General features: G+C 66.6%; 19 protein-coding genes. 8 read left to right on the plus strand and 11 right to left on the minus strand.

Features of this window, described 5'->3' with window-relative positions; genetic code table 11:
• The 4 genes from Q0082_RS19020 to Q0082_RS19035 all read left to right on the plus strand — a co-directional run.
• A partial coding sequence (locus Q0082_RS19020; protein ID WP_298195177.1) for a His/Gly/Thr/Pro-type tRNA ligase C-terminal domain-containing protein occupies positions 1–231 on the plus strand: 231 nt, incomplete at its 5' end.
• Between the two features lie 44 nt (positions 232–275).
• On the plus strand, positions 276–974 hold the full coding sequence (locus Q0082_RS19025) for a sulfite exporter TauE/SafE family protein (RefSeq protein ID WP_298195243.1): 699 nt from the start codon (positions 276–278) through the stop codon (positions 972–974).
• Between the two features lie 92 nt (positions 975–1,066).
• Positions 1,067–2,020 (plus strand): hypothetical protein, encoded by a 954-nt coding sequence (locus tag Q0082_RS19030; RefSeq protein ID WP_298195178.1) that lies wholly within the window; start codon positions 1,067–1,069, stop codon positions 2,018–2,020.
• 106 nt (positions 2,021–2,126) lie between these two features.
• The gene (locus Q0082_RS19035; protein WP_298195179.1) at positions 2,127–2,435 is read left to right on the plus strand and encodes a PilZ domain-containing protein; all 309 of its coding nucleotides are present in this window, start codon (positions 2,127–2,129) and stop codon (positions 2,433–2,435) included.
• Here Q0082_RS19035 and Q0082_RS19040 read toward each other — a convergent pair.
• From Q0082_RS19040 to Q0082_RS19085, 10 genes are read right to left on the minus strand one after another with little or no spacing between them, the layout of a single operon-like run.
• Positions 2,432–3,784, minus strand: a complete 1,353-nt coding sequence (locus Q0082_RS19040; RefSeq protein ID WP_298195180.1) for an oxygenase MpaB family protein — start codon at positions 3,782–3,784, stop codon at positions 2,432–2,434. The genes Q0082_RS19035 and Q0082_RS19040 overlap by 4 nt on opposite strands.
• A 5-nt stretch (positions 3,785–3,789) precedes the next feature.
• Complete coding sequence (locus tag Q0082_RS19045) at positions 3,790–4,155, minus strand: iron-sulfur cluster assembly accessory protein (RefSeq protein WP_292943352.1); 366 nt, start codon at positions 4,153–4,155, stop codon at positions 3,790–3,792.
• A 23-nt stretch (positions 4,156–4,178) separates the two neighbouring features.
• Positions 4,179–4,658, minus strand: coding sequence for an SUF system Fe-S cluster assembly protein (locus Q0082_RS19050; RefSeq protein WP_298195181.1), 480 nt, complete (start codon positions 4,656–4,658; stop codon positions 4,179–4,181).
• A complete protein-coding gene (locus tag Q0082_RS19055; protein WP_298195244.1) occupies positions 4,655–5,824 on the minus strand; it encodes a cysteine desulfurase in 1,170 nt (389 codons plus the stop codon). The genes Q0082_RS19050 and Q0082_RS19055 overlap by 4 nt, the downstream gene beginning before the upstream one ends.
• Positions 5,825–5,862: 38 nt before the next feature.
• Positions 5,863–6,597 (minus strand): SufD family Fe-S cluster assembly protein, encoded by a 735-nt coding sequence (locus Q0082_RS19060; RefSeq protein WP_298195182.1) that lies wholly within the window; start codon positions 6,595–6,597, stop codon positions 5,863–5,865.
• Positions 6,590–6,988, minus strand: coding sequence for a hypothetical protein (locus Q0082_RS19065; protein WP_298195183.1), 399 nt, complete (start codon positions 6,986–6,988; stop codon positions 6,590–6,592). Before Q0082_RS19065 ends, Q0082_RS19060 begins: the two co-directional genes overlap by 8 nt.
• Complete coding sequence (gene sufC / locus Q0082_RS19070; RefSeq protein ID WP_298195184.1) at positions 6,985–7,728, minus strand: Fe-S cluster assembly ATPase SufC; 744 nt, start codon at positions 7,726–7,728, stop codon at positions 6,985–6,987. Before sufC ends, Q0082_RS19065 begins: the two co-directional genes overlap by 4 nt.
• A complete protein-coding gene (locus Q0082_RS19075) occupies positions 7,728–8,726 on the minus strand; it encodes a GNAT family N-acetyltransferase (protein ID WP_298195185.1) in 999 nt (332 codons plus the stop codon). The genes sufC and Q0082_RS19075 overlap by 1 nt, the downstream gene beginning before the upstream one ends.
• On the minus strand, positions 8,723–10,204 hold the full coding sequence (gene sufB / locus Q0082_RS19080; RefSeq protein ID WP_298195186.1) for a Fe-S cluster assembly protein SufB: 1,482 nt from the start codon (positions 10,202–10,204) through the stop codon (positions 8,723–8,725). The genes Q0082_RS19075 and sufB overlap by 4 nt, the downstream gene beginning before the upstream one ends.
• Entirely contained in the window at positions 10,201–10,644 is a 444-nt protein-coding gene (locus Q0082_RS19085) for an Rrf2 family transcriptional regulator (protein ID WP_298195187.1), read from the minus strand. Before Q0082_RS19085 ends, sufB begins: the two co-directional genes overlap by 4 nt.
• Positions 10,645–11,092: 448 nt before the next feature.
• On the opposite strand from Q0082_RS19085, the gene Q0082_RS19090 reads away from it, so the two are divergent.
• The 4 genes from Q0082_RS19090 (at position 11,093) to Q0082_RS19105 (ending at position 16,452) form a co-directional block, all read left to right on the plus strand.
• Positions 11,093–12,124, plus strand: coding sequence for a quinone-dependent dihydroorotate dehydrogenase (locus tag Q0082_RS19090; protein WP_298195188.1), 1,032 nt, complete (start codon positions 11,093–11,095; stop codon positions 12,122–12,124).
• 9 nt (positions 12,125–12,133) lie between these two features.
• A complete protein-coding gene (ggt, locus tag Q0082_RS19095; protein ID WP_298195189.1) occupies positions 12,134–13,894 on the plus strand; it encodes a gamma-glutamyltransferase in 1,761 nt (586 codons plus the stop codon).
• 222 nt (positions 13,895–14,116) lie between these two features.
• Positions 14,117–15,958 carry a long-chain fatty acid--CoA ligase gene (locus Q0082_RS19100; protein WP_298195190.1) on the plus strand — a complete coding sequence of 614 codons (1,842 nt, stop codon included), beginning with the start codon at positions 14,117–14,119 and terminating at the stop codon, positions 15,956–15,958.
• Positions 15,958–16,452: a hypothetical protein gene (locus tag Q0082_RS19105; RefSeq protein WP_298195191.1), complete on the plus strand. Its 495-nt coding sequence runs from the start codon at positions 15,958–15,960 to the stop codon at positions 16,450–16,452. Before Q0082_RS19100 ends, Q0082_RS19105 begins: the two co-directional genes overlap by 1 nt.
• A 6-nt stretch (positions 16,453–16,458) precedes the next feature.
• On the opposite strand, the gene Q0082_RS19110 is transcribed toward Q0082_RS19105, so the two are convergent.
• Complete coding sequence (locus Q0082_RS19110; RefSeq protein WP_298195192.1) at positions 16,459–18,435, minus strand: alkyl sulfatase dimerization domain-containing protein; 1,977 nt, start codon at positions 18,433–18,435, stop codon at positions 16,459–16,461.
• Positions 18,436–18,632 lie beyond the last annotated feature (197 nt).

The raw sequence follows: 18,632 nt of genomic DNA on the forward strand, positions 1-18,632 counted from the left end.
GCCGCCGGCATCCGCACCGAGAGCGACCTGCGCAACGAGAAGATCAACTACAAGGTGCGCGAGCACTCCTTGCAGAAGGTCCCCTACCTGCTGGTGGTCGGCAAGCGCGAGGCGGAGGATGGCACCGTCGCGATCCGCACGCTGGGTGAGCAGCACCAGAAGGTGATCCCGCTCGCCGAGGCTATCGCGCTGCTGAAAGCCGAGGCAACCCCGCCGGACCTCAGGGCCTGATCGCTCTGCTCGACCTGCCGCTGCTGTCGCTGGCGCTTTGCGCGCTGGCGGCGTTTGTCGCGGCCTTCGTGCGGGGCCTTGCAGGCTTCGGCATGGCGATCCTGCTGGTGCCGCTGATCGCGCTGGTGATCCGGCCGGGCGAAGCAGTGGTCGTCTCCAACATGCTCGGCCTGCTGATCGGCCTCGTCGGCGCGCGCAAGGTGTGGCACGCGGGCGAGAAAAGCGCGGGCGTGATCGGCGGCCTTGCCATGGTGATGACACCGCTCGGCCTGCTCGCGCTGTTCGCGACGCCGCCCGCGGTGGCGCGCGTGATCATCGCCGTCGTCGCGATCGGCGCTTTCGCGATGGTTCTCCTGCCTGCAAAACCGGGCCATGCCCCCGGGAACCTCGAAACCGGGCTGACCGGAGCGGCTTCCGGCCTGCTGACCGGCTTTGCCGGCATGCCCGGCCCGCCGGTGGTGCCGTATTACCTGCGCCGTCCGATCCCGCGCGAGGTGGCGCGCGCATCGATGCAGACGGTTTTCCTGCTCACTTCCACCGCCAGCACGGCGGCCGCGCTCGCGCTGGGCCTCGCGTCATGGCGCGATGCGCTCTTCGCGCTTCTGCTGTTCGGTCCGGTGCTCGTCGGCAATTACCTCGGATCACTTGCGTTCGGCAAAGTGAGCGACGCGCTGTGGCGCAGCTTCGTGGGATTTCTGCTGGCGATTTCCGCGCTGATGGCCGTCGTTCGCCTGCTTGGCTGATCTGCGCGGGACGCGTGCCGCCATGGGTAACGCCAAATAAACCCTCTCCGGTCCATAGATGTCCGCCACCAGACAAGCGGACGGACTGCGGTATGACGATCAATTTTCCCGAGCTGGCTCGCCAGGCCGCTGCCGATGGCGCAATCACGGCCGAGGAAGTTCTGGCCCTGCGCCGCGCCGCATGGCCCGATGGCCGCATCGACCAGACCGAAGCCGAAGCCATTCTCGCGATCAACGACGTTGTCTCTGCCAAGGGCCCCGAATGGATCGACTTCCTTGTCGAAGCGGTGAGCGAATATGTGCTCAACGGCACCGAACCGCGCGGCTACGTGGCCGACGCAACCGCCGACTGGCTGATTGCCCGGCTGGATCATGATGGTCGGCTCGATTCGGCCGCCGAACTCGAACTCCTCATCCGCGTGATCGAAAAGGCGCTCGGCACGCCGGACCGCCTCAAGGACTACGCGCTCACCCAGATCGAGCGCGCCGTGCTGACTGGCAAAGGCCCGACGCGCGATGCCAGTACACTTGGGGGCGCTGCGCTGAGCGCCGGCTCGATCACCGAAGCCGAATGCAAGCTGCTGCGCCGCGTGATCTTCGCCAGCGGCGGTGATCGCCCTGCGGCCGTCAGCCAGCGCGAGGCCGAAATGCTGTTCCGCCTCAAGGATGCAACGCTAGGTCGCCCCAACGCTGCCGAATGGCAGCGCCTCTTCGTGCAGGGCGTGGGCAATTACCTGCAGGGCTGGACCGGCGGCCGCGCGATCAGCCGCGAGCGTGCTGCCGAGCTCGAAGGCTTCATGAACGACACCTCGAGCAGCCTTGGCCGCTTCTTCGGACGCATGACCCGGCTCGGGACAGGGGATCTTGGCACGGCGGCGCAGGACATTATCTCGGCCGGCAAGCCTGCGCGGGACTTTCAGGGTGAAGCCGGAGCCGAAGCGGCGCTGACGTCGCCCGAGAAGGTCTGGCTCGTTGGCCGCATCCACGCGGACGGCCAGATCGACCCGCTGGAAGACGCGCTGCGGGCCTTTCTTGCCGAAGGGTAACCGCGCTCTTCACCCGCTGTTAGGCATTGAATCAACAGGAAGCATTTACCCCCCGGCGGCATAACGGTTGCATCGCAAGGGGACGTCTATGCACATTCCGGCCAGAATGCTGATACGCGAAGACGCGGTCGACAACCGCCGCGTGCAACGCATGCACGCGGGCGAAACGTCGGCAAATCGCGCCCAACGCATCTACGATATCTCGCGCTACGGTTGCCAGATCGAGAGCAACGACCTCGCCGATGGCGCCAGTGGCCAGTTCGTAGAGATCGATTTCGGCAGCGTCGTCACCCGTGCAATCATCCGCTGGTCGGATCGCGCCCGGCTCGGTGTCGAGTTCGCGCGGCCGCTCGGTTCGCGCGAGGTCGATGCACTGCTGGCAGAGTCCGCACCGATCCGCCTGCGCCGGCTCTAAGCGGCAGGTTTCACCCCGGCCACCGGTTTGTACTTCGTCGCATCGGTGGTAAATTCGGCATGCCCCAGGCTGCCGAGGTAGCCGCGCACCTTGCCGACGAGGCGCTGGTCCGCAAGGTGGCGCACCACCGGGGTTTTCGCCGCTGCGCCATAGAGCCGCATCTGTCCCATCAGGCCCACGCCGACCGCTGCGGCGCGCACCCGGTCAATCGCACGGATCTTCACGCCAAAGCGCGCGGCTGCCTTCTCGCTGCCATCGCAGAAATTCTGCATGAAATAGACTTTGGCGAACGAGCGTTCGAGCCGGGCACGAATCTGACCTTGCGGGGTCGAGGTATCGATCAGATCGGCTTCCAGCGTCGCGCGCAGGAGGCCGCCGCAGGTCGCCTCGTCGAACCCGGCGCGCAAGCTCAGCGCACGGGCGTTCCAGGCATCGACAATGCCACGCGGGGTCTGCGCCAGCAGATCTTCGGGCAGGCCAAGCAGGAAGCAGCGATAGCGCGATAGCTCGATCTGCGCGCGCTCCTCGGGGGTGAAATCGCTGCGGCCTTCACGCAGCACCTTGGACGAGATGAGGAAGTCAGAAATCAGGCCTGCCGGCATCTGGTCCACTTGCGGGATCGGGATGCCGTAGACCTTCTGGTCCCATTTGCCGTTCGAGAGCACGTTGAAACGCACCATCGAATGCATCAGCCGCACCATGGCCGCGGCCTTGAAGCCCGCGCCGAAGCGGGCGAGCGCGCCGGGCAGCACAGATGTTCCGAAGAACATCGCGGTTTCCTTGATGCGCCTCGCCGCGGTCTTGTTGGAAAGCGTGCCCGTCAGCGCCATTGGCAGCGCGGCGTACTTGTTCATGAAGGTGGCGATGAACGCACCGCGGATGGCCCAGGGCGCGACATTGGCAAAGGTCACGCGCTGCAACCGCGCGCCTTCCTCGACCAGCTTCATATCCACCCACGAAGGCGTGGCTTCCATGCTGCGGATGAAGGTGATGAGTTCGACCGGTGCGCCCTCGACCTTGTCCACCCCCTTGTCGCAGGCCTCGACCAGCATATCGACCAGCCGCTTGAAGCCGTGTTCGGGCATGAGCGCGGCATAGGGATCGGCCGCCGCATCACCCATCATCGTGTAGGCGGCCATGCGCTCCATCAGCGCGCGGTCTTCGAGCAGCGCGGCCGCGACCTTGGGATAGGCGCGCAGCTCGCTTCCGGCGATGAGCTCTTGTGGATTTTTGGCATCCGTGAGCAAGCGCTCGGGTTCGATCGCAAAATCGACCGCGCCATACATCGCCGGATTGTCGGTGCGCTGCGCGGCGATCCGTGCGCGCAGGTCAGCGATGGGTGTGGCCACTCCGGTCAGACCGTGAAGCTTTCCCCGCAGCCGCAGGAGCCCTTGGCGTTGGGATTCTGGAACACGAAGCCGGCGGTGAAATCATCCTCCTGCCAGTCCATCGTGCTGCCGATCAGATAGAGCACCGAGCCGCCGTCGATGAAGAAGGTGCCGCCCGGCGTCTCGATCCGTTCGTCCATCGGATTGGCCGTTTCGACGTAGTCGACAGAATAGGCGAGGCCCGAGCAGCCCCGGCGCGGGGTGGAAAGCTTGACGCCGATCGCTCCTTCCGGCGCGCTTGCCATCAGCTTGGCGATCCGCGCCTCGGCCGAGGGCGTGAGGATCACTGCGGCAGGGCGCTGGCGAGTACGGGTGGGGGCTTCGGTGGTCATGGCTTCACCTATATGGGGCTTGTTCAGAGCATACCAAGTTCGAGCTTGGCGTCGTCGCTCATCTTCTGCGGGTCCCAGGCCGGATCCCACACGAGATTGACCTCGGCATCTCGCACGCCGGGCACGGCCTCGACGCGCAGTTCGACTTCGGCGGGCATCGATTCGGCCACCGGGCAATTCGGCGTGGTGAGCGTCATCGTCACCACGACCGAGCCTTCGGGGCTCACGTCAACGCCGTAGATCAGGCCGAGGTCATAGATGTTGACCGGGATCTCGGGGTCAAAGATTTCCCGCAGCGCGGTAATCACGCCTTCGTAGATGTCCCCGCCCGGCTCGCCCGGCGCTGCCACGGCAGGCTTCTCGGAAAGAAAGCCTTCCAGATAGTCGCGCTTGCGCTCCAGCTTCTCGGCAGGGGTTTCCACCGCTTCCTCGACAGCCTGTTCGACTCTGGCGCGGCGCGGTGGCTCGACGCCTTCGACTTCCTCGATCTCGATCCGGTTCATCCGAATATCCTTAAGGTCCGCTCGATGCCGCGAACCAGCGCCGCGACATCGCTTTCGTCACTGTAAATCCCGAAACTCGCGCGGGCCGTTGCCGGCACGCCGAGGTGCTCCATCAGCGGCTGCGCGCAATGATGGCCTGCGCGGATCGCCACGTTCTCTTCGTCGAGGATCGTGCCGAGATCGTGCGGGTGCACGCCCTCCAGCGCGAAGCTGACGATCCCGGCGCTGTCTGCTGGTCCGAACAGCCGCACCGCATTGATCCGCCCCAATTGCTCACGTGCCGAGGCGACAAGCTGCGCCTCGTGCTCATGGATCGCCGCGAGGCCAGTCGAAGTCAGGAAATCGACGGCAGCGCCAAAGGCGATCGCCTCGACGATGGCCGGCGTTCCCGCCTCGAAGCGCTGCGGCGCGGGTGCCCACGTCGTCTGCGCGAAGGTCACGCGGTCGATCATCGAGCCGCCGCCCTGCCACGGCGGCATCGCCGAGAGGATCTCTGCCTTGGCCCAAAGCGCGCCGATCCCGGTCGGCCCATAGAGCTTGTGCGCGGAGAAGACGTAGAAATCGCAGCCCAGCGCCGCGACATCGACCGGCAGGCGCGCCGCCGACTGGCAGCCATCGAGCAGGATCTTCGCGCCGACGGCATGGGCCAGTGCGACCGCACGCGGCGCATCGAGTACCGAGCCGAGCACGTTCGAGACATGCGCAAAAGCCACCAGCTTGTGCGCCGGGGTGAGCATCCGCTCCGCCGCATCGAGATCGATCCGGCCATCTTCGGTGATCGGGCAGACGTCGATTTCAAGGCCGGTCCGCTTGGCGATCAGCTGCCACGGCACGATGTTGGAGTGATGCTCCAGCTGCGAAAGCAGCACACGGTCGCCGGGCCGCAGGTTTGCCACGCCCCACGATTGCGCGACGAGATTGATCGCCTCGGTTGCGCCGCGGGTGAAGACCAGCTCTTCCTCGCGCGCGCCGATCAGCGCCGCCACCGTGCGCCGCGCCGCTTCATAGGCCAGCGTCATCTCGGCTGAGCGGGTATAAACCCCGCGATGCACGGTTGCGTAGTCCGCGCCCATCGCCTGGTTCATGGCGTCGATCACGACTTGCGGCTTCTGCGCCGTGGCGGCGGTATCGAGGTAATGCCAGCGCTTGCCCTCGGCATTCAGCAGACCGGGCCAAGCATCGGTGCGGGCGAGGGTGGCAGTGCTCACAGCAGGTTCTCCAGCCCGGCCAGCGCGGCTTCGGTCAATGCCTCGGCATCGGGCGCGCCGACGAAGGCTTCGGCGATGAAGGCGTGGAGCATGAGCTTCTTGGCCTCAGCCGGCGGCAGACCGCGCGATTGCAGGTAGAACAGGCCTTGGGGATCAAGCTCGCCCACCGCGCAGCCATGCGCACACTTCACGTCGTCGGCGTAGATTTCGAGCTCGGGCCGCGCGTTGGCGGTCGCCGTGCGCTCCAGCAGCATGGCGCGGATCGACTGCTCGCCATCGGTGCCGATGGCTCCGCGTGCGACATGGACCTTGCCGAGATAGGTGCCTGTCGCCTGCCCGCCAAGCACCGAGCGCACGACCTGCCGGCTCACCGCATCGGGCTGCAGGTGCCGCACTTCGGTCACGATCTCGAGCGTCTGCGTGCCCGCGCCAAGCTGCGCCGCGCCGAAGTGGAATGACGCGCCCTTGCCGAGCACGGCCGTGACGGCGATGCGGCCGTAAGCCTGCCCGGCATTCAGCACACGCAGATCGAAGTTCGCGCCGTCTTCCAGCGTGATCAGGAACTCACGCGCCTCAGCGCTGTCAGAGCGCGCGGTGATCGCGAGCGTGTCACTCGCACCGGCGGCGACACGGATTTCCTGCACGGCCACCGGCCAGAGCGGCGCGAGCGCGGTCAGATCGGCGTAGCGATAGGCCTCATCCTTACGAGTCGGGAGAACGAGACTAGCCATTGGACGTCTCGCACCGCACCATCGGGATCGGCGCTTCGGACACCTTGGCACCGCTGCGCTCCAGCACATGAAGCACCAGCATCTTGCCATCGGGGCTCAGGACATAGTCTGCCGTGAGCGCGACGCCGAAATCATCATCGCCTTCGTGCACCACGATATGCCGCTCGCCCAGCGCCTCGACCGCCTTGACCACGCCCCAATAGTCGCCCTCGGTGTTCATCGACGCGGTCACGATGCGCTTGGCATACTTGTCCGCACAGCCTGCCGCGGAGGGCGCCCATTCGCCGAGGAACGCCGCCGGCATCGTTGCAGCAGGAGCAGCTGGTGCGGCCGGGGCTCCAGCAGGCTCGGCAGCCTGCGCCGCCATGGCAAGGGCGAGCAGCAGACTCATGCAGCGACCGCCTCGTAGCCATGCTCTTCGAGCTGAAGCGCCAGTTCCGGCCCGCCCGACTTCACGATCCGCCCGCCCGCAAGCACGTGCACGAAGTCCGGCTTCACGTAATCGAGCAGGCGCTGGTAGTGGGTGATCAGCAGCACCGCCTTGTCGGGTTTGCGCATGATCGCGTTGATGCCCTCGCCGCAAATGCGCAGCGCGTCGATGTCGAGGCCCGAATCGGTCTCGTCGAGGATCGCAAGCTTGGGCGCGAGGATGCCCATCTGCACCATCTCGGCGCGCTTCTTCTCGCCGCCCGAGAATCCAACGTTCACCGGGCGCTTGAGCATGTCCATGTCGAAGCGCAGCAGCCCCGCCTGCTCCTTGGCAAGCTTGATGAAGGCGGCGCCCGAAAGCGGCTCCAGCCCATGCACCTTGCGCTGCGCGTTGAGCGCCTCACGCAGGAACTGCAGGTTGGACACGCCGGGGATCTCGACCGGATACTGGAAGCCGAGGAACAGCCCCGCCGCAGCGCGTTCGTGCGGCTCCAGCGCGAGCAGGTCCCGCCCGTCGAAGTCCACCGTGCCGCCCGTCACTTCATAGCCGGGACGGCCGCCGAGCGTGTAGCCCAGCGTGGATTTGCCCGCACCGTTGGGGCCCATGATGGCATGGATTTCGCCCGCATTGATCGTGAGCGACAGGCCCTTGAGGATCGGCTTGTCGGCAACGGTCGCGGAAAGGTTCTCGATTTTGAGCATCAATAGTTCCGGGGTGAGCGCGGCGCGGCGCGCCTTGGGGCAGACCGCTTGGCGCGGCGTTCGGCATGAAGTGCGCGCATTGCGTCGGAAACGCGCTGGGCGGCGGCATCAGGATCGGCGAGCACCTGGGCGGCGGCAATGCGCTCCACCCGGTAGCCCACTTCGGTAAGGCTCTTGTCGCGCGCGGCGGTGAAGGCCGCATCGGCATCACCATCGATCTCGACCACCAGCATCAGCTGCTTGCAGGCGAAATCGACGATGGCCGAACCGATCACCGCCTGCCGCTTGAACGTGTAGCCGCCGGTCTCGACGCGGGTCAGCGCATCGGCCAGCGCTTCCTGCGCGGGGCTTGGATTGCGGCGCATCTCGCGCGCGCGCTCGTGCAGGGCATCGAGCCGCGATTCGGAAATCGCCCAGCCGCGGCCCTTCTTCTGCAGGGTTGGCGCGTCATCCCCGCCGAAACGCACGGAAAGCTTGCGCTTGGCCGGGGCCTCAACCTCCAGCACGAACCGCTTGTGCACGCGGTCCACCGGTGTCCCGTCCTTGAGCGGCACGCCCGGCGTCACATCATGATCGACGAAGCCCTGCTTGGTGTAGAACGCTAGGCCGCCGCTGTTGTCACCGCGGATCGTTGCATTGATCGCGCTGAGGCCGAGTTCTGCGGCGCGCTTCGCTGTCGCGGCAAACAATGATGAGCCGATCCCGCGCTGCGTGCCGCCGATCCGCGCAAACGTGCCGATATCGCCTACATCGTCGGGCAGGCCCGGATAGCGCCCCAGCGTCTGGAAGCCGAGCAAGGTGCCATCCTCGTCCTCTGCCACGAAGCAGCAGTGGACATTCGGCCCGGTCAGATAGGCCGCATCCAGCGCCTCGGGCGTGAAAGGCTCCTGCAGCGCGGTCGTCCCGCCCGCTGCGATCACCGCATTGAGCAGCTCCGCGAGTTCCGCTGCGTCAGAAGACGCCACCGGGCGCACGGTAAGGGTCATCGTCTCACTCACCCGACCGACCCCTCAAGGCTGATCCCCAGCAGCTTCTGCGCCTCGACGGCAAACTCCATCGGCAGCTGCTGCAGCACTTCGCGCGCGAAACCGTTCACGATCAGCGCGATGGCGTCTTCCTGCGCGAGGCCGCGCTGCATCGCATAGAACAGCTGGTCGTCCGAGATCTTGCTGGTGGTCGCCTCGTGCTCGATGGTCGCGCTCGGGTTGCGCACCTCGATATAGGGCACGGTGTGCGCGCCGCAGTCCGCGCCGAGCAAAAGCGAATCGCACTGGGTGAAGTTGCGCACGCCCTCGGCCTGCGGGGCGACGCGCACGAGCCCGCGATAGGTGTTGTTCGAATGGCCCGCGCTGATCCCCTTCGACACGATGGTCGACCGGGTGTTCTTCCCGTTGTGGATCATCTTGGTGCCGGTATCGGCCTGCTGGTGGTTGTTGGTCACCGCGACCGAATAGAACTCGCCGACCGAGCCTTCGCCGTTGAGCACGCAGCTCGGGTACTTCCACGTGACCGCACTTCCGGTCTCGACCTGCGTCCACGAAACCTTGCTGCGCGCACCCTGGCACAGCGCGCGCTTGGTCACGAAGTTGTAGATTCCGCCCTTGCCGTCGGCATCGCCGGGATACCAGTTCTGCACGGTCGAGTACTTGATCTCGGCATCGTCGAGCGCGACGAGTTCGACCACCGCGGCATGGAGCTGGTTCTCGTCGCGCTGCGGGGCGGTGCAGCCCTCGAGATACGAGACATAGGACCCTTTGTCGGCCACGATCAACGTGCGCTCGAACTGCCCGGTGTTCTCGGCATTGATGCGGAAATAGGTCGAAAGCTCCATCGGGCAGCGCACACCCTCGGGGATGTAGACGAAAGTGCCGTCCGAAAAGACCGCGCAATTGAGCGCGGCGAAGTAGTTGTCCTGCATCGGCACGACACGGCCGAGCCACTTGCGCACCAGATCGGGGTACTCGCGGATTGCCTCGCTGATCGAGCGGAAGATGACGCCCGCCTGCTCCAGCTCCTTGCGGAAGGTCGTCGCCACCGAAACGCTGTCGAACACCGCATCGACCGCGACCTTGCGCGCGCCTTCGACGCCCGCGAGCACCTTCTGCTCCTCGAGCGGGATGCCGAGTTTCTCGTAGATGCGCAGGATCTCGGGATCGACTTCGTCAAGGCTGCCGAGCTTGGGCTTGGCCTTGGGCGCGGCCCAGTAATAGGCCGCCTGGTAATCGATCGGCGGAATATTGAGCTTCGCCCATTCCGGCGTCGGCATCGTCAGCCATTGGCGATAGGCTTTGAGCCGCCATTCCAGCATCCACTCCGGCTCGTCCTTCTTGGCCGAGATATAGCGAACCGTGTCCTCGGAAAGACCCTTGGGGCCATATTCCTGCTCGATGTCAGAGGACCAGCCATGCTCGTAGTCCGCGACTCGCGCGGCAGCATCGCGTGCGGCCTGATCCTTGACCTCGGTATCCTCGCTCATGCCGTTACCTCTGTGCTTGCGACCGGCCGCGTCAGCTGCGTCAGCGCCACCCCGGCGAGCGCGCCGCGCAGCGCGGCATCGACCTGCGGCCAATGCGGGCGCACGGTGCAATCGGCCTCCAACGTGCAATCATGGCGGCCATGCACGCTGCAGGGCGCCATCGCGATCGGACCTTCGACGGCCTCGACGATATCAGCCAGCGAAATCGCCGCTGCCGGCCGCGCCAGCTTGAGCCCGCCGCCCAGCCCGCGCGACGACTTGAGCAGCCCGGCCGCCGCCAGCTTGCTCACCAGTTTCTGCACGGTGGGCACCGGCAGGCCGGTCTCGTCGGCCAGCTGCTGCGCCGATACGCGCGCGCCACCGGGGCCATGGCGCCCGCAATGCCGTGCGGCGGCGGTCATCGTCACCACGGCATAGTCGGCCATGCTCGAAAGACGCATTGCGGCTGTTCCCGGATAGAAGGGGAGCCCGACCTGAAATCGGACTGATCTGCTCCGGTTATCTAGGCGATGCCTGCGGCGAGTGCAAGCCGGGGGCCATGCCCCAAAATGTCAGGAGGAGCGGGAAAGGGAGGCCCCGGCGCCACGCGATCAAAAAAAAGGCGGCCGTGCCAGGGCACGAGCCGCCATGAAGTCGAGAACTCGAATGCATTGCTGCACCGAGCCCTTCGGGTCGCACGAGTCTGGTAGAACACGGCCACAGAGAAGAATTGTACGGATTCGACAAAATCGGTGGCAGACGTGCAACAGGCGTGTGAATTCAATGCTTAACCGTCGGTTAACCGACAAAACGGTTGCAATTGCAGCTTGGCCTCGTCCTCCGGGGGGGCAATACAGCCGCGCACCCGTTACGTTCACCCATAACCGGGCCGGAGGGAAACTCCCACGCATGCTGTACTCGCTTTGCCGTCCCCTGCTGTTCCGCATTCCCGCTGAAACCGCCCACCGCCTGACGATCGCCGCCTTGTCTGCCGCGCCGCGCGGAGGCCGCGCCGCGCCGCAACCGCTGCTTTGCCAGCGAGTCGCGGGGCTCGTATTCCCCAATCCGGTGGGCATTGCCGCAGGTTTCGACAAGAACGGTGAAGTGCCGGATGCGCTGCTGGGCCTTGGCTTCGGCTTTGTCGAAGCGGGCACTGTCACGCCGCGTCCGCAGGAAGGCAACCCCAAGCCGCGCCTCTTCCGCCTTGTTGAGGACAATGCGGTGATCAACCGCATGGGCTTCAACAATGCCGGCGCGCAAGTGGTCGCCGCGCGCCTTGCCGCGCGGCAGCGCCAGCCTGGTGTGGTCGGTGCCAATATCGGCGCCAACAAGGATTCGACAGACCGGATCGCCGATTATGCTGCCATGACGCGGATCATGGCGCCGCTGGCAAGCTACCTCACCGTCAACATCAGTTCACCCAACACGCCGGGGCTGCGCGCGCTGCAGGATCCCGCCGCGCTGGCGGACTTGCTCGATGCGGTGATCGAGGCGCGGGGCACCCAGCCGACCAAGCTCTTCCTCAAGCTCGCTCCCGATCTCACCTCCACCGATATCGATGCCATCTGCAAGATCGCGCTCGACAAGCGGCTCGATGCCCTCATCGTCAGCAACACCACGATTTCTCGCCCCGCGCTGCGCTCGCCGCTCGGTGGAGAAACCGGCGGCTTGTCGGGCGAACCGCTGCGCCCGTTGGCGCTGCGGATGCTGCGCGATTTCCGCAAGGCCACCGGCGGCGCCATTCCGCTGATCGGGGTGGGCGGCATTGCCAGCGCGGACGACGCCTGGGACCGCATCTGCGCCGGCGCCAGCCTGATCCAGCTCTACAGCGCGCTCGTCTACGAAGGCCCCGGCCTCGTGCAACGCATCGTCGAGGGGCTGGCGAAGCGCGTGAGCGCCGAAGGCATGAGCAGCATTGCCGAGGCGGTCGGCAGCGAATAACGCTGCAGTATGGCATTCCGCTTCGTCCGCTCGCTCGCGCCTGCCGCGCTTTTCGCCCTCGCCCAGGCCTGCGCGCCGCTGCCTAACGCCGCCCGGCCCGCAAAGCTGCCTGTCGCCGATGCGGCACCGGCAGCGAAGGACATCGGCGTCGTTACCGCGGCCGACCCGCGCGCAGCGGCGGCCGGAGCGGAAATGCTGCGCCTTGGCGGATCGGCGACCGATGCCGCGATTGCCACCATGCTCGCGCTGACGGTGGTCGAACCGCAAAGCTCGGGCATCGGCGGCGGCGGTTTCCTTGTCACGGCCGACGCCGCGGGGAAGGTCGCAAGCTTCGACGGCCGCGAGATGGCGCCCGCTGCCGCCACGCCGGACTGGTTCAAGGTCGATGGGAAGGTGCTGAGCCACGGCGATGCCGTGCCCGGGGGACGCAGCGTCGGCGTGCCCGGCAACCTGCGGCTTGCTGCACTCGTCCATGCGCGCAGCGGCAAGCTGCCGTGGCGCGTGTTGTTCGGCCCCGCGATCCGCCTTGCAGGCGATGGCTTCGCGATCACCCCGCGCCTTGCCAGCACGCTCGCCATGGCGCCTGACATCGCCGGGCTCGATCCGGCCGGACGCGCGCTGTTCTTCGGTGCGGATGGCGCCCCGCTCCCCGTCGGCACCGTGGTGCGCAATCCCGCGCTTGCCGCGACCTTCGAGAAGATCGCCGCGCTGGGCGCCGACAGCTTCTATCTGGGCGACAATGCCAAGGCGATCGCCGTCAAGGTCGGCACCGCCCCCCGCAATCCCGCGCCGATGTCCACCGCCGATCTGGCGGGTTACAAGGCCAAGCCACGGGATCCCGTGTGCGGCCGCTACCGCGTCTGGCGCGTGTGCAGCATGGGACCGCCCTCGGCCGGGGGCGTGACCGTGCTGCAAACGCTGGGCATGCTCGAACGGTTCGATCTCGGGACGATGGGCGCTGCCTCGCCCACGGCATGGCATCTTATCGCCGAGGCCGAGCGGCTCGCCTTTGCCGACCGCGACACCTGGCTCGCCGATCCCGATTACGCACGGGTGCCGACGGCCGGCCTGATCGATCCTGCCTACTTCGCCGCGCGCTCGGCACTGATCTCGGAAACGTCCGCAATCAACAGCGCCGCCCCGGGCAAGCCTACCGGCGCGAGCGACCGCTTCGTCATGGCCGGCCCCATCCCCGAGCACGGCACCACGCATTTCGCCGCAGTCGATCGCTGGGGCAATGCCGCAAGCTACACCTCGACGATCGAGAGCGCCTTCGGCTCGGGCCTGATGGTTGGGGGCTACTACCTCAACAACGAACTGACGGACTTCAATCTCGATCCCGTTCGGGGTGACAAGCCCACCGCCAACCGCGTCGAGGGGGGCAAGCGCCCGAGAAGTTCGATGAGCCCGGTCGTCGTCTATGGCCCCGACGGCCATCTGCGCCTGATCGCGGGGGCGGCGGGCGGCTATACCATTCCGCCGCAGGTGATCCGCGTGATCATCGGCACGCTCGACTGGGGCCTGACCGCGCGCGAAGCCATCGCACAGGGCATCGTCATGCCTGCCCCCGGCGGGGTCCTCGCGGTCGAGGCGGGCACCCCGCTTGCCGCGATGGTCCCCGCGCTCCAGGCGCTCGGCCATACCAAGGTCGTCGCGGTACCGATGCGCCTCAAGGCCAACGCCATCGAATGGGTCCAGGGCGAGAAGGGCAAGTACCACTGGGTCGGCGCTGCCGATCCCAGAAGCGAGGGCGCCACAGCCTCACCTTGATTGCTGTTTCGGCCCAGCCGAAACAAAGCTGCACCGACCCTCGAGAGTAATCTGGGTGGGAGGCCGGGCGGGAGAGCGAGCCGGTGCCATCGTTCCCCGTCGGGGCAATACAGCACCATATCCACAGGGCTGCTTGCCCTTCCGCTACGGCACTCCTAGTTTCCGGACCAAACAAAAAGGCCCGCCGGCGCGGGCGCCAATGGGCCAGGGGATCGTCATACCGTGCAGCTTTCCGATTTCGCGTCCTATCCCAATCTCGTCGCCATGTTCCTTGATCGGGCGGAGTTCTTCGGGGATCGTCCGTTCCTCTGGGCCAAACGCGGCGGTAGCTGGCAATCGCAAAGCTGGCGCGAGGCGGCAGATCAGGTCTGCCTGCTGGGCGAATCGCTACGCAGCCTTGGCCTCGATCCGGGCGACCGGGTCGTGCTTGTCTCAGAAAACCGCCCCGAGTGGTGCATCGCCGATCTCGCGATCATGGCCGCCGGGCTCGTCACCGTGCCCGCCTACGTCACCAACACCGAACGCGATCATCTCCATGTGCTCGAAAATTCGGGCGCCCGCGCGGTCATCGTCTCCAACGCCAAGCTAGCGCAGCCCCTGCTCACCGCTTGCCTGAGCGCGACGCAGGTGGCGCACATCATCGGTATGGAGCCGCTGCGCCGCATGCAGTCCGAACGCATCGGCTTCCATGATTGGTCTGCGCTCACCAGCGGCGATGCCGTCCCCGCGCGCCTTTCGGTCGCCGCGCGCGTTGCCGCGATCGGCCGCAGCGAAACCGCCTGCATCATCTACACCAGCGGCACCGGCGGCGCCCCGCGGGGCGTCTGCCAGCACCACGGCGCGATCCTGTGCAATGTCGATGGCGCCGCGCATGTCGTGGCCGAGGACCTCGGCTGGGACGCATCTGGCCGCGAGACCGAAGCGTTCCTCTCCTTCCTGCCGCTCAGTCATGCCTACGAGCATTCCGGCGGCCAGTTCCTGCCGATCGGCCTTGGCGCGCAGATCTACTATGCGGAAGGCCTCGAAAAGCTCGCCAGCAATATCGAGGAAACCCGCCCCACGCTGATGGTGGTCGTCCCGCGCCTGTTTGAAGTGCTGCGCGCCCGCATCATGAAGCAGGTGGAAAAGCAGGGCAAACTGCCGAACTATCTGATGGCCCGCGCGCTCGCGATCGGCGCGCGCAAGGCCGATGGCGCGAACATCCTGCGCCGCATCATCGACGCGCCCATGGATTTCTTCATCGAGCGCACACTGCGCCCCAAGATCCGCCAGCGCTTCGGCGGGCGCCTGAAGGCCTTGGTCTCGGGCGGCGCACCGCTCAATCCCGATGTCGGCCTGTTCTTCGATGCCATGGGGCTCACCATGCTGCAGGGCTATGGCCAGACCGAGGCCGGCCCGGTGATCAGCTGCAACCGGCCCAAGGTTGGCCTCGCGATGGACACTGTCGGACCGCCGCTGCGTGGGGTCGAGGTCAAGATCGCCGACGATGGCGAGATTCTCGTGCGCGGCGAACTCGTGATGCACGGCTATTGGCAGAATGATGCCGAGACGCTGCGCGCGATCCCGCAGGACGGGCCGCAGGCGGGCTGGCTCCACACCGGCGATATCGGCCACTTCGATGAAATGGGCCGCATCAAGATCACCGATCGCAAGAAGGACATGATCGTCAACGACAAGGGCGACAACGTCTCGCCCCAGCGGATCGAGGGCATGCTCACGCTCCAGCCGGAGATCGGGCAGGCGATGGTCTCGGGCGACAAGCGGCCCTATATCGTCGGCCTCATCGTCCCCGACAGCGAATGGGCGCTCGAATGGGCGCGCGCGCAGGGCGAGAAGTTCGACATGACCGCCCTTTCAGACCTCCCCGCCTTCCGCACCGCGATCCGCGCGGCAGTGGACCGGGTGAACAAGGACCTCTCGGTGATCGAAAAGGTCCGCCAGATTGCGCTGGCGGACGAACCCTTCACCATCGACAACGAGGAAATGACCCCCTCGATGAAGATCCGCCGCCACAAGATCAAGGCGCGCTACGGCGCGCGGATCGACGCGCTGTACAAAGGCTGATGCTTCCGCCTTCGTTCCGCTCCCGGCTGCGCGCGTTTCGCGAGATGCGGGGCGAGCCGCCCGAACCCGGGTTCATTGCCGACCTCGAATTCCTCGAGAACCGCGATCTCGATCTCTCGGTCCGGCTGGGCGCGATGCTCGGCTTCAATGCGCTGATGATCACCATCGGCACGCACCCCATTTCGGCCAGCCCCGGTGCCCCGCTTTCGGTCGATGCGGCGACCCAGCCCGTGCTGGTGCTTGCCAGCCTCATCGGGCTCGCGCCGCTCATCGTCTCCTGCGCGCTCGCGCTGAGGGCCATGCTGCTGGGCGAGGAATTCGACGCCGACGGGCTCGAAGGCGATGCCGCGCTGCGCCAGCGCCTGTTCGCGAGCTTCGTTCATTCAATCGACGCGCAAGCGCACCATCTGCGCCATGCGATCCGCTGGACCATCGCGGGCGGCGCACTGACCCTGGCGGTATGGGCCGCCATCCTCATCGACAAGATGGTCTGATCCGCCTCACGGCTCAGCGATATTGAACGCCCCCGGCATCGGATCGAGCGCCGCCAGCCATGCTTCCACTGCTGCGCGGTCGCCCTCCACTTTCAATCCCGCCGCTTCCAGCTGCGCAAGCGGGAGTTTCAGGAACAGCAGCCCCAGCAGCAGGCGGCGCGGGGCCGTCAACGTCGCCGCCGCGCCGGGTGCCGCTTCCATCCGCGCCAGCATGGCCGTGCCGGTCAGCTCGATGCCCGCCGTTTCCTTGCGCTCGGGCATCACGAGGTTGATCGCCATATGCCGGCCCGCCAGCTTCACCGGATCGAGCCGTGTTGCCACCGAATCGAGCAGAAGCTGCGTCGGCACCGCCGCGATCATGTCCTGGCTCTGGCTCGAGGTAGCGGAAGCAATGCGCCCGTTCCTCAGATCGCTCGCGGCGGCAAGGAACTGGTTGCGCCAGATCGCGCTTTCCGCCTGATAGCCTTGCTGCTCGTAGCTGTCGGCAAGCGCAGCGCGCGCGGCCTTGTTGGCAGGATCAGCGAAGACAGCAGCGCTGAGGAGTTCGGAGGCCCAGCGGTAATCGCCCGCCTTCATCGCCGCGCGCCCCTGCGCAAGCACCTTGGCATTCCCCCCGATTGCTGCGACCAGCCGCTTGGCGCGCTCCGCCGCCGGCCACGGGTTCAGATTGGCCGGCACCGCATCATACCAGCCGAGATAGAACTGGTAGACCGCTTTCGCGTTGTGATTGTAGGTCCCGTAATAGCCGTGGTTGAACCAGTCCGCCGCGAGCGCGGCGGGCTGCACCAGCGCTTCGGCGATCTCCGCCGGGGTCTCGCCCCGGTTCATCAGCCGCAGTGTCTGGTCGTGCAGCACGCGGTAGTTGTCGCGCTGGCTCGCCAGCATCCGGCTAACCTCCGCCTGCCCGAAGCGCGGCCAGCAATGGCTCGAGATGACCGCATCGCTGCGCCCGCCATAGAGCCGCAGGGCTTCATCGAGATAACCCGCCCAGGCCCGGGTATCGCGCACCTTGGCCCCGCGCGGGGTGAGGATATTGTGCAGCGAGCAGGTGCTCATCTCCGCCGAGAGCAGCACCTTGGGCCCGGGCAGATAGACGTTGAGCTCGCTCGGCGCCTCGCTGCCCGAGACGATCTGGAACTCCATGGGCACGCCATCGACCACCCGCGTCTCGCCCGTCTTGCTGACAATGTCTGTCGGCGCGATCAGCGTGATCGTGCCCGACGAGACGCCGAGCCCGATGCCGCTGCCCATCTGCCCTTGCGCGCCCGGCGCAAGACCCCCGCCGAACTGGTACTGCGCACGCCGCCCCATGGCGGAGCCGGCAAGGATGTTCTCGCTCGCGGCTTCCTCGATGAAGTGTGCCGGCGCGATCACCTGCACTTTGCCCGCCGTCACGTCCGCCTCGGCAATCACGCCGCGCACCCCGCCGAAATGGTCAGCATGGCTGTGGCTGTAGATCACCGCCGAAACCGGCCGCGCGCCCAGCTGCGCATTGACCAGCGCGAGTGCCGCCGCCGCGGTTTCCTTCGTCGTGAGTGGATCGACGAGCACCCAGCCGGCCTGCCCCCGGATCACCGTCATGTTCGAAACGTCGAAACCGCGAACCTGCCACACCCCGTCCGCTACGGCGAAGAGGCCGTGCCTCCTCAGCAGGGCGACCTCGCGCCACAGCGAGGGGTTCACGCTGGCCGGTGCCGGTCCTTGCACCCAGTCATAAGCCGCGAGGTTCCAAACCGCCTTGCCCGCTGCATCGCGGACGACCGGATCGCTGGCGCTGGCGACAAAGCCCTGCGCGGCAAAGGCGGCATCACGCCCGTCTTCCTGCGGCAAGGCCGCCGCTACGGCCTGTTGCGCCGCGACGGTCGCCGCGCTGGCAGGCTTCGGTGCAAGTGCCGGATCTGCAGGTGGTGCGGCCAGCGCCCAACCCGGCAAAGTCGCCGCAGCCGCCACAGCCAGCCGCATCGCGCGTGTGCGAAGATGCATCCCGATCCCCTCCTGTTGTTCTTGTCGCGCCAGCTTGTCCGCTGTCGCCACGGCTGACAAGAGGGCGCAAAATCCGCCTCTCCTGCAATCAGCACAAGCCAAACCACTCGGATTGGTCTATAGGGCGCGCTTCTCCCGGCGTGGAGGCGGTGCGTTCCGGCCGCCACCGCATGTCCGGACACACGTTCTTCCCCCGA

Origin of the sequence: Novosphingobium sp. (assembly GCF_027489515.1) — a bacterium.
Lineage (GTDB): Bacteria > Pseudomonadota > Alphaproteobacteria > Sphingomonadales > Sphingomonadaceae > Novosphingobium.